The 9,113-nt window shown below is 59.6% G+C and carries 14 protein-coding genes and 2 pseudogenes; 6 read left to right on the forward strand and 10 right to left on the reverse strand.

The window, feature by feature from the left end; all coding sequences use genetic code 11:
* Positions 1-50 precede the first annotated feature (50 nt).
* On the forward strand, positions 51-206 hold the full coding sequence (locus tag NKJ91_RS14585; RefSeq protein ID WP_352456134.1) for an IS3 family transposase: 156 nt from the start codon (positions 51-53) through the stop codon (positions 204-206).
* An 818-nt stretch (positions 207-1,024) separates the two neighbouring features.
* Here NKJ91_RS14585 and NKJ91_RS14590 read toward each other — a convergent pair.
* Positions 1,025-1,486 (reverse strand): phasin, encoded by a 462-nt coding sequence (locus tag NKJ91_RS14590; RefSeq protein WP_352456156.1) that lies wholly within the window; start codon positions 1,484-1,486, stop codon positions 1,025-1,027.
* A 102-nt stretch (positions 1,487-1,588) separates the two neighbouring features.
* Positions 1,589-1,851, reverse strand: a pseudogene (locus NKJ91_RS33830) (IS630 family transposase); the annotation flags it as partial.
* 953 nt (positions 1,852-2,804) lie between these two features.
* On the opposite strand from NKJ91_RS33830, the gene NKJ91_RS14605 reads away from it, so the two are divergent.
* Positions 2,805-3,074, forward strand: coding sequence for a hypothetical protein (locus tag NKJ91_RS14605; protein WP_352456135.1), 270 nt, complete (start codon positions 2,805-2,807; stop codon positions 3,072-3,074).
* A gap of 414 nt (positions 3,075-3,488) precedes the next feature.
* Here the strand turns inward: NKJ91_RS14605 and NKJ91_RS14610 are convergent, their stop codons facing one another.
* Positions 3,489-3,791 (reverse strand): hypothetical protein, encoded by a 303-nt coding sequence (locus NKJ91_RS14610; RefSeq protein ID WP_352456136.1) that lies wholly within the window; start codon positions 3,789-3,791, stop codon positions 3,489-3,491.
* A 176-nt stretch (positions 3,792-3,967) separates the two neighbouring features.
* On the opposite strand from NKJ91_RS14610, the gene NKJ91_RS14615 reads away from it, so the two are divergent.
* Positions 3,968-4,321 carry a hypothetical protein gene (locus NKJ91_RS14615; protein ID WP_352456137.1) on the forward strand — a complete coding sequence of 118 codons (354 nt, stop codon included), beginning with the start codon at positions 3,968-3,970 and terminating at the stop codon, positions 4,319-4,321.
* Positions 4,322-4,722: 401 nt separating this feature from the next.
* Here NKJ91_RS14615 and NKJ91_RS14620 read toward each other — a convergent pair whose 3' ends face one another.
* The 3 genes from NKJ91_RS14620 to NKJ91_RS14630 all read right to left on the reverse strand — a co-directional run bounded on the left by NKJ91_RS14620 (position 4,723) and on the right by NKJ91_RS14630 (position 6,881).
* A complete protein-coding gene (locus NKJ91_RS14620) occupies positions 4,723-5,496 on the reverse strand; it encodes an AraC family transcriptional regulator (RefSeq protein ID WP_502894563.1) in 774 nt (257 codons plus the stop codon).
* 109 nt (positions 5,497-5,605) lie between these two features.
* On the reverse strand, positions 5,606-6,481 hold the full coding sequence (locus tag NKJ91_RS14625) for an NAD(P)-dependent oxidoreductase (RefSeq protein WP_352456139.1): 876 nt from the start codon (positions 6,479-6,481) through the stop codon (positions 5,606-5,608).
* A gap of 79 nt (positions 6,482-6,560) precedes the next feature.
* A complete protein-coding gene (locus tag NKJ91_RS14630; protein ID WP_352456140.1) occupies positions 6,561-6,881 on the reverse strand; it encodes a putative quinol monooxygenase in 321 nt (106 codons plus the stop codon).
* Between the two features lie 517 nt (positions 6,882-7,398).
* On the opposite strand from NKJ91_RS14630, the pseudogene NKJ91_RS33835 reads away from it, so the two are divergent.
* The 3 genes and pseudogenes from NKJ91_RS33835 to NKJ91_RS14640 all read left to right on the forward strand — a co-directional run.
* Positions 7,399-7,603, forward strand: a pseudogene (locus NKJ91_RS33835) (amylo-alpha-1,6-glucosidase); the annotation flags it as partial.
* 47 nt (positions 7,604-7,650) lie between these two features.
* Positions 7,651-7,800 (forward strand): hypothetical protein, encoded by a 150-nt coding sequence (locus tag NKJ91_RS14635; protein ID WP_352456157.1) that lies wholly within the window; start codon positions 7,651-7,653, stop codon positions 7,798-7,800.
* A gap of 101 nt (positions 7,801-7,901) precedes the next feature.
* On the forward strand, positions 7,902-8,087 hold the full coding sequence (locus tag NKJ91_RS14640; protein ID WP_352456141.1) for a hypothetical protein: 186 nt from the start codon (positions 7,902-7,904) through the stop codon (positions 8,085-8,087).
* A 30-nt stretch (positions 8,088-8,117) separates the two neighbouring features.
* Here NKJ91_RS14640 and NKJ91_RS14645 read toward each other — a convergent pair whose 3' ends face one another.
* The 4 genes from NKJ91_RS14645 to NKJ91_RS14660 form a co-directional block, all read right to left on the reverse strand.
* Positions 8,118-8,345: a hypothetical protein gene (locus NKJ91_RS14645; RefSeq protein WP_352456142.1), complete on the reverse strand. Its 228-nt coding sequence runs from the start codon at positions 8,343-8,345 to the stop codon at positions 8,118-8,120.
* A gap of 86 nt (positions 8,346-8,431) precedes the next feature.
* Positions 8,432-8,671: a DUF982 domain-containing protein gene (locus tag NKJ91_RS14650; protein WP_352456143.1), complete on the reverse strand. Its 240-nt coding sequence runs from the start codon at positions 8,669-8,671 to the stop codon at positions 8,432-8,434.
* An 8-nt stretch (positions 8,672-8,679) separates the two neighbouring features.
* On the reverse strand, positions 8,680-8,925 hold the full coding sequence (locus NKJ91_RS14655) for a DUF982 domain-containing protein (RefSeq protein ID WP_352456144.1): 246 nt from the start codon (positions 8,923-8,925) through the stop codon (positions 8,680-8,682).
* A gap of 8 nt (positions 8,926-8,933) precedes the next feature.
* Positions 8,934-9,113, reverse strand: a 180-nt coding sequence (locus NKJ91_RS14660; RefSeq protein ID WP_352456145.1) for a DUF982 domain-containing protein, incomplete at its 5' end; no start/stop codon positions are given.

Below are 9,113 nucleotides of genomic sequence, written 5' to 3' on the forward strand. Positions count from 1 at the left end.
GCCAAGGCGGAGAGCTTCATGAAGACGCTGAAGGTCGAGGCGGTCTCCCGATGGCCTTCGAAACCTTCGACGACGTCATTGATCACCTTCCCCGCTTCATCGAGGAGGTCTACAACAAACGCAGGCTCCATTCGGCGCTCGGATATCTGAGCCCGCAGCAGTTCGAGGATCAACACATCCGGCAGACTGGCAAATCAGCAGCCTGATATCTGTCCACCTTCAGGGGCGCACTCCATTTCGCTGCTCCACTGCATGAAATTTTGGTACCAGCCAGACACCGTTTCCTAAGCAACCTGCAGTGCGCCCAGGAAGAAAACGAAACAGATAGCTTGCCAAACCCCTCGTCACCTTTCGGGTCGTTGCTCTGGTAAACGTAAACCTGTCGATTGAACGTGGTCCTCTAACGGACCCGGTCGTCGCGGTCGCGTTCCCTTCTTTATAGTTCGTCGTGCTCCAACTCCTCGAGGAGAGGGATATGCTGTTGCGCCGGATCGGTCCGCGTCGTTTCGCTGCCGCGTTGTGCGGCCTCCTTGTCGCTGTCTAACTTACCCTGCAGCCGATTTGTAGCATCTACGGTCGACCCAGTTCGTGAGCCTGCTCGGACGGTTCGTCCGGCCGGCGCTCGGCCTCCTCGGGGCGACGATCTCGCTGCTGTTCGGTCACGGCATCGACATTTGCAGGGGTTTTGCCCTGCACTTCTGCCGGCCCCTCTCGGGTCTGCTCTGCCGCCTCGATAGCGCGCTTAAGCTCCGGATCGTTCTCGGCTATCTCGCATATAGGTGTTGCCCTGGACGGCAAGCTCCGCCGCGCGAGCCAGTCCGCGCTCAAAGTCAGCTCGGAATAGCCTTGGAGCAAATTATCGATGCCATCAGAGACATGAACGCGTCGCTAGACGACCAGCGATCAAAAACCGAGGCCCGCCTTCCAAAGCTGACGTAAGAGACACATAGCCGGTGAGCCCAAAAGAAAAAGGCGGCTGGAGAAGGGCGTCGTTTTGCGGGTATCCCCGATCGCCTAGACTCAATCAGGCGACCTTGAGATCCTTCATCGCCTTTTCAAAGACATCCTTGATTGGCTTGGATATATCTTCGGCAGCCTTGGTCGTCACGGCCTGAAATTCCTTGGCCTGCTCTACGGTCAGTTCGACCTGCTTGCGCAAGAAGGCAGCCTGCAGCTCGAGGAACTCGGAGGGCGCCCTCACGGCAACCAGGGCTTCGAGGTGCGAGAAGCCGGCTTCGGCATTGGCGCGCAGAGCAGCAATTGTCTTCAGCGACAGCTCGTTGCCGACGGTCTTGGAGGTTTCGAGGCTCGACTGCAGCGCCTTCTGGGTCGTCTCGGTGCCTGAGGCAAATTTCGCATAGGCTTCTTTCGACTGCTCGAGGCCCTTTTCGGCGACAGCGCGGATCTGGTCGGTAGCCATCGACGGGTCGAAGGTCGGGAATTCGGAATTTTCAACGGTGTCAGCGGTCTTGGCCATAGTTTCCATCCTTTTCAGCGGGCGGCCCTTCACAAAAGCCGTCTCATTCATCTACGAAACTGACGTTACGGCATTTGTAGTGCATTGCAATATTTTTGTGCGACGCACCATCCTCTTTATCCCAGCGTTAACCCGCTGAATTTTTCGCCTGCCGAGGCATGATCCATGACGACAATGTCGCCGGGCTTGAGGGTGGGACGAGAACTTTGTCGTCATAGATTTTTGAACCTCTCGCCGTTGATCGGTCCGTCGATGAGCGATGGTGCATCGACACGGTCGTGGCGCAGCGCCGCCAGGAAGGCACGATTCCAATGGTCGTTCGGCGCCTTGGCTTTTATCCTCTCGCCTCGCGGTGCCCATGCGGGATCTGGTGTGCGCCTGCTCAGCGGCGGTCGATACACTGGTCATGCATCGTCAGCAGGTTGGCGGATTCATGCTCAAACATGGTCGTCGATTCCCAGGAAACCTGGACGATTCGCTATCTGCGCTGAGTTCAGGAGCAACGGTTTTGAATATCCAGCGCAGCAGCTTGCCCAGATCGAGCATAACCGCAAGACGGGCCACCTCGCGCCGCCCAGCGTAATCAGCCAGTGCGTTCATCACGTCAGGATCAAGATGCGATCACCGAGCGAAAGGTGCAAACGTCGCTCCGCTGACGCTTCAAAGCCAAGCCCGCGCGCCTCACCGATAAGAGCTTTAGCTATCGCGTTGGCGGCATCGTCGCGGTGCCTTCGGAACGTCGAATAGGCCCACCCGCGGCGCTCGCACTTGATCTCGGCGCGGGTTCTCCCTTGTCTCATCGCCCTGTCAACGCCTTGCAAATGAGCGAAACCAAGCTGTCGCGCGCTCGCTTGTGGAGTGCGCCTTTCGGCCGCCATGCAAGGAAATCATCAACACTCATCCAATCAACGGGTTTGTGTCGGCGTCTGGCTGGCTGAATTCCACATATAGATGCAGTTCGTCCGGCACGAAGACGACCCTCCACAATCCTTTGATGTCATTGGCAAGGTTGTAGGCGAGGACGGTCAGGGCGGGGCACTCCTTTCGCCGTGGCGCGTGCCTATCTCACGGGAAAATTCCAACACCAGAAGTTAGTATTGACGCTCGCGCTTTCTCAGAAATCCAACGTCCGCGTGATGCCGAAAGGTGCAGCTAGCTTTTTGTCTATCTCGATTGGGAACACGGGACCGCCGCGAAAGTTCGGTGCACGCAGCGAATCCTCCCCCTCCAGGTATTGCTGCAGATCGGTATCCCGATCGGCCCGCGCTCCCCGCAAGGGCCCGGGCCTCGGCCTGTGGTGCTCATGCCATCTACTTCGATCCGCAAGATGGAATATGATCTGGATAGAAGGACCCTCTCGGTGTGGTTCGTCGCCAGCGGTAAACGGTACGAGTTTGAGGGGGTACCGCCGGAAACCTTGCCGCGTTCCGGGCCGCGTTCGCCAAGGGCCGCTATTTCAACGACCACATCCGCAACAATTTCCGCTACCGTCTGGTTGCGAGCGATAGCGACCCGGGATGACCTGACCTGCCGGCGGCTCAATCGTCCTGTCGCTCCAACCGGCGGTTGGTGGACGCGTTGCCGCTGTTGCGCTTAGGGTTGGTTACGGTCCGCGCTCACTTGGCAAGCCCAATCCCCCGCATCCCCCCGCCTGGTGCAAAGCGTTTGATCGGTCCCGCCGTTCTGGCAGTGCGGCGGGACTTTTTTGCGGTCCAGGGAGCATCGGCGCGCGGGGAAGGCGCGGTGCACGCAGCACCCTTTTCTCATCCAACGTACGTCGGTGGCGCGCTGAAGGGTCTCAAACGTCGGTCTGCCGCCGGAGCTCAACTAGCTGAACTATTGCTCGACCGGAAGCGGCTGGTGCTGCGGCTCAGCGTGGTGGAAGACCTGTCCAAGATCGCGCGCGTCGAACGTTTGGCCGCAGACTGGGCGGTAGACCAAGTGCTTCGACTCGTCCTCTACCGGCCCGTCATGCGGCCTGCCCTCATAGCCTGTCGCGATGTTGTCGGTTCTAATCCGGGGCAACGACAAGTGCCTTTCGTCGTTTTGGCGGCCGATATTTCTCCATTAGCCGGACCTTGTCACGGTCGACCGTGACCAGCGGCCCGAGGTCGATCGTCACGGTGTCCTCGTCGATGCGCGTGACCTCACCTTTCAGGTCGATTTGCTGGCCTCGGTTCACCTTGGTGTGGTCGATGATGGAATGTGGGAAGTCGTAACCTGGGATAGAGACGCTTACGCGGTCCTCTGTTATCCGCCTTCGAACCGTGGCAGTAATCGCCACCTGGTCACCAATGCCTATTCCCCGAGCCATGCCATGGATTCTGGTGCGGGCAGTGTCTTCTTCAAGAGGCTTCTAATATACGCCGGCCATCCTAAGGCTGACCTACGACCAGAGTTACAAAAGTTGAACTTCATCGGGGAACACTCCTTCTGTCTGCCTGTTCAATTTGCCAGGCGCATCCCGCGCATTCAGACAGGAGAAAGAAGATGAAACGCATCCTTTTGGCTTCGGCCGTGCTGGCGGTGTCGGCCGGGCTTTCCTTTGCCCAGACGACCAGCGGAACTTCGAGCGGAACCTCGACGAGCGGAACCTCGACCACGACAACCATGCCCAGTACGACGGATCAGGGCACCGGCACGACGAGCAGCGGGACCAACATGTCCGGCGATCAGGGCACCGACACGACCACCACCAGCGGCACCACAAATCCGAACTCGGCCAGAGACTGCGCGCCCGGCCAGCAGACTGGCAGCGCTCAGCAGGCGGCGCCAGGTCAGCAGGACACGACAGCCAACACCGCCGCGCCAGGCCAGGTGAAAAAGACCGACGAAGGTTGCTGATTGGCACATCGGCACAGGTTGGAATCACCAGCGTGTGGCTGGCCAGTCTCCCCCGACCACCGCCTGAACTCAACTCGGCTGGCGAGCAAGTTGCCGCCAGCCGAGCATCAGTCCAGGAACCTTTGCGCTTGCTTGTGCTTTCAGTGGGGCACGCCTGGCTACTGTTTGCTTTCTGTCAGATAGATATCCGTCTGCTCGCGCATCTTGCCTGAAGGGAGCTGCGGCCGCGCTCAGAGGAGAGGCTAACAGGTGATTTCGATCGACGCGCTGTATTGCCGATAGTGCTAGAGCGATTCGAACCCTACATCGGACAACGTCTTCGGGGTTGATCGTTGCGGCCGGCTTTGCAGTGGTTCCGGAGGAACGGAGCTTCCGCCGCGTTGCCCGGCGGGCTCAACCCACTACTGACTTCTGCGAGCCAAAGCCGGCGATCTCAACTCGTAGAAGTGAGCGGACCGTCTCGCCAGCTCGCAAAATTCCGTTGGTGTCAGACCTGTAAAACGGCGGAACTCATGAACGGCCTGCGATTGATCAAAGTAGGCCTCATCGACAAGCTGCGTAAATTTCTCGTTCGGATCTTGCAATATCGCTTTGATAGTTCGTCTCAACCGCGCAAGTTGGCGAAAGCGGACCGGCGAATTTGCCGTTGCTCTCCTGAAACGGTTCTCAAGCTGTCTCTCGCTCAGTCCCACAAGATCGCAGATTTTGGAGATCGATGATGTTCCCGTCTCGAGAAGTCGGAAGGCGGCATCGAGGGTGCGCCGCTCTGCTCGGGGATTGAGACGTTGCTGTAGAAAATGGTTCAGCAGGTGGACCCGCGTGCTGTCAAGCGCCGTGGTTACGATTTGCTCCGTCAGACGCGTTGCCTCTTGTCCCCAGATCACCTCGAGTGGAACAATTCTGTCTGCAAGTTCGGAAACAGGTACTCCCAGCAGATGTTCTGCCATGCCCGCCCGAATACGGACAGCAAGAAAGCGAAATCCCGGCACGGCCTTTGGGTGAATGGGCTGGCTACGGCAGCACAAAACATGGGCCCGCGGCGGCTGTTTCCCGTTAAGCAGAAAGCCTCGTGCAACGTGAAAGAATATCTCAGCTCCGCCTGGGCTTGGCCAGAACGGCATAAATTCGATGTTTTCGCCAGGATTGGTCTCACGTGACCAGTAGCGATCAACCACGTGACCTATCGATTCGATCGGTCGATAGGATATACTCAGCATCCAAGCCTCTCAAAATCCATGACTTATCTGTTACGCCACTTCTGCAGTCGCCCATCGCATACATAGATTATCTTGGCTCAGTGTACAGGCGCACGATGCTGGTTATGTTGTCATCGCCCATGCCGCGATCAATCCCATGCTGGAAGACCTCGCGGGCCGCAATAGTCAGAGGCATATGCTGTGAGCAGTCCGCGCCCGCCATAGCGATTGCATATGCAAGGTCTTTGTCCATGAGTTCTACTGGAAACAAGGGTGCGAACGTGCCCGCGCGCATGGAGGCTGCCATCGTTTTCGCCGCTGGGCTGCTGGCGGGCGTCGTGCCAATAATCTCGACGGCTCGATCGACATCGGCGCCCAGCCGCTGCAGCAGGCCAATGAGTTCGGCCATTGCGCCAACCTGGATAGCGAGAAGAGAGTTGACGGAGAGCTTCACCATGGCGCCTGCCCCGACCGGCCCAGCGTGATGTACTGCCGTCCCCATGGCTTTGAGCAGCGGTTCTGTTCGCGCAAGGACGTCCTTCTCGCCGCCGACGATATAGATCAGCTGGGCCGCCTCCGCTTGTGGGCGCCCGCCTGCCACCGGTGCCTCAAGGAAGGCGACGCCCCGAGCCGATGCGGCTTTGGCGAGCTCGCCGATCCAAACCGGCGTCAGTGTCGAGCTCTCGATCGCCACCGCGCCCGCCTTGAGCCCAGCAAGTGCCCCCGTGTCCTCGTCGAGCCATATTTTCCGTGATGCAATGCCGTCTCGAACCATGGCGATCACGAAATCTGCTTCTGCCGCGGCCTCTCGCGGCGTGCCGGCGAGACGTGCTCCTGTGGAAATGAGCGAATGCGCCGCCTCCTTTGACCGGTTCCACACCGTCAAGCGGTGCCCTGCCTTGAGCAGATTGGCTGCCATGCGCGACCCCATCGCTCCAAGTCCTAGAACTGCCACTTCAGCCATCGGAAATCCTTTCCGTCCGTCGTAGGTTGTATGAAGAGCCAATCCAGTTGTGTGGTCGACAGCTAAATGGCGAACACGCTTAGATCGCGTGGCTGTCGGCTGGCACAGCTATGTATTCGGCAAAAACCACGAACGCGGCTGCCGCAGGCGGCTCTCTAAGTAGATCATTGAACACGGATAGCGCATTGCGCACATGGGGAGAGGCCATATGAGACTCCCAAGCCGCATGATCGCGGTATTGTTCCACGACATAAAAATGCGTGGTGTCGGACGTGCTCTGAGCGGCGTGATACGACACCGCGCCCGACTCAGCGGATGTCTGCCGCGTGAGATCGATGAGGATGTCACGGACTTGATCGACGGTCTCGGCCCGAGCGAGAAGATTTGCGATGAACATCATTAGCAGACCCTTGTTGATGCTGGAATGCTAGCTCGGCGAAGCTGCGTCGCATTGTAGAAATGCGAAATGGCAGCGAAATCACGCGTGGCTCCGGACGCGTCAGCAACATTGTAGATCCACCGGCCTGCTGCGGCTCGGGATCAGCACCGACGCTGCACGTGCCAAACAACAGGAGGAAGGCCGGAAGCTGAGCCAGACTCTCTTTAACGGGTTCGCCGTTGACGGGATCCTGTAGAATTCGCGGCTGACCGGAGCGGAATGCGTGGCGGTCTACGACCGCGCCGTTGACGGCAGGCTCAGGGCCCGACGGGCCACGGCGCTCATGCGGAACTCGTGCCGGCGCTAAGGCAGCTGAACGTCCGGGTTATCCGTGGCGACATTGCGTAAGGGGCCGTCGGGCTATCTCTAGGTTGCCCCCTGCCCGACGCTAGGTCCCACCCATCGCACAGTACCGATGGTCATGTAGACCGCGGCCCCACGACTTGTCCCAGTTACTTGAAGGTAGTCCGCGAGTTGGCTGGGTGCTGCCACGGCTTGGATGGAAGAGGTCGGAGCCCGCAACGGGGAGGGGTTCGTTACCTACAGCAGGGCAGCGGATACGGGCCTCTTCAATCAGGGCTGGAAGGACAGTGCCGATGCGATCTTTTCATACCGACGGCACTGTTCCCAAGGGACCGATCGCCTTAGTCGAGGTGCAAGGTTACGTCTTCGCAGCATACCAACCGCGCTGAACGCTCGCACCTGCCAAGCCGGACAGCGCTACTGGTCGCTGCATGTTGCACCGGAGCGGAAGAAGCTCGAACGCCGAGGCTTTACCCCAAGCCAGATCGACGCCGAGATCAGCCGCTATGCGACGGCGATCAGCCGCATCCTTCGCTCTCAAAAGCAATATGGCTCAACACCGGATAGTGCCGCATGAGCGAGGGAGCGAGCATATCCGTCCGCGAAGCGGAACGGAGTGGGGGTGTGGGGCCTCAGGCCCCGCGTCTTCCTTCTGTTGGCGCTAACGCCGCCCGCGCGATGGCATTTCGTTCCGCCGTCGCTTGGATCGACCAGTCGCTCGCGCATGTCGCCGAGGCAGTGGAGCGCATGCCCGATGACAGGTTCCTCGCCGAGCACCAGGCCGCGCACGATGAGCCGCGCTCGCCGTCTGTCGACCTGGTTGCCGCCGTGCCTGAGCGCGAGTGGTGGCGCCGGGTGGCCTGAAGGTCGCGACGAATGAAACGCCGGCCCAGTTCAATCCGCGCGACGTCCTTCAAAGCTGGGGGGATCGATCTTCACCAAGCGGTCTGCGGCCTCGACCGCAGTTCGTATCCTGCTGCACAGCGCGAGATTTTCGGCCAGCATTTCTTCAGTGCGTTGAAGCGCGAGCTCGGTCCGGTGGATGCGCTGCCTGGCATTAGCAACTTCCGATGCCAAAAGATCGGCCGCCATCCCGTGGCCGTGGGGTTCCATATTGTCCATGGGTTTCTAATACATGGGGGGCGATATCGTTCCCTGATGTCGGGCGAAACGGCGGGCCGCAGAAAAGCGCGATGGGCACCGGCCTGCTACTCACGGAGCACCCCCTCCTCCTTGGCAGCAGCCTCGAAAGCCTGACGGACCTCTTCCGGAGTCACACGGTCCTGAAGGGCGTCGGCGCACAGTTGCACAGCCTTCCTCCACTTAGGTCCCATCTTGGTCCACTTCATGAGTTCCTCGGCGGCACCCTCGACGTTGTTGCACCCGTAGGTGACCCCAGGTCGGTCGGTCTTAACGTACACCGGAGGGGAGAACCAATGGGTTACCACGACACCTCCTACTCAGGGGAGAGATACACGTTGGCCTCCTTAGCGGCAGCCTCAAAGGCCTTTCGTATTATGTGGGGGTCAATCGAATCGCCCTCCAAGGCTGACAGGCAGAGGGTCACCGCCTTATGCCAGCGAGGCCCTCGGCGGGTCCACATTTTGAGGTGCTCAAGGGCTTCCTTCGCATTGTTGCAGCCATGCCTGACACCGCTTTCAGTCTTCACGAACACCGGAGGGACGAACCAATGGGTTGCCATGATACCTCCTACTCAGGGGAGAGATACACGTTGGCCTCCTTGGCAGCCGCCTCAAAGGCTTCACGGACCTCTTGGGGGGAGGCTTTGCCCTCGAACGCATCGACGCAGGATTGGACCGCCTTGGTCCACTTCGGGCCGTTTGTGTCCCACCCCATGAGTTCCTCGGCGGCTCCCTCGACGTGGCTGAC

Source organism: Mesorhizobium sp. M0040, from assembly GCF_040323505.1.
In the GTDB taxonomy this organism is placed as follows: domain Bacteria; phylum Pseudomonadota; class Alphaproteobacteria; order Rhizobiales; family Rhizobiaceae; genus Mesorhizobium.

What these genes read in the sequence shown, in the direction of transcription:
- NKJ91_RS14625 (WP_352456139.1), bottom strand. Translation starts at nt 6,481, where the DNA reads ATGGCTGAAGTGGCAGTTCTAGGACTTGGAGCGATGGGGTCGCGCATG.
- NKJ91_RS14590 (WP_352456156.1), bottom strand. Translation starts at nt 1,486, where the DNA reads ATGGAAACTATGGCCAAGACCGCTGACACCGTTGAAAATTCCGAATTC.
- NKJ91_RS14655 (WP_352456144.1), bottom strand. Translation starts at nt 8,925, where the DNA reads ATGGCAACCCATTGGTTCGTCCCTCCGGTGTTCGTGAAGACTGAAAGC.
- NKJ91_RS14605 (WP_352456135.1), top strand. Translation starts at nt 2,805, where the DNA reads ATGGAATATGATCTGGATAGAAGGACCCTCTCGGTGTGGTTCGTCGCC.
- NKJ91_RS14640 (WP_352456141.1), top strand. Translation starts at nt 7,902, where the DNA reads ATGGCATTTCGTTCCGCCGTCGCTTGGATCGACCAGTCGCTCGCGCAT.
- NKJ91_RS14630 (WP_352456140.1), bottom strand. Translation starts at nt 6,881, where the DNA reads ATGATGTTCATCGCAAATCTTCTCGCTCGGGCCGAGACCGTCGATCAA.
- NKJ91_RS14645 (WP_352456142.1), bottom strand. Translation starts at nt 8,345, where the DNA reads ATGGACAATATGGAACCCCACGGCCACGGGATGGCGGCCGATCTTTTG.
- NKJ91_RS14610 (WP_352456136.1), bottom strand. Translation starts at nt 3,791, where the DNA reads ATGGCTCGGGGAATAGGCATTGGTGACCAGGTGGCGATTACTGCCACG.
- NKJ91_RS14615 (WP_352456137.1), top strand. Translation starts at nt 3,968, where the DNA reads ATGAAACGCATCCTTTTGGCTTCGGCCGTGCTGGCGGTGTCGGCCGGG.
- NKJ91_RS14585 (WP_352456134.1), top strand. Translation starts at nt 51, where the DNA reads ATGGCCTTCGAAACCTTCGACGACGTCATTGATCACCTTCCCCGCTTC.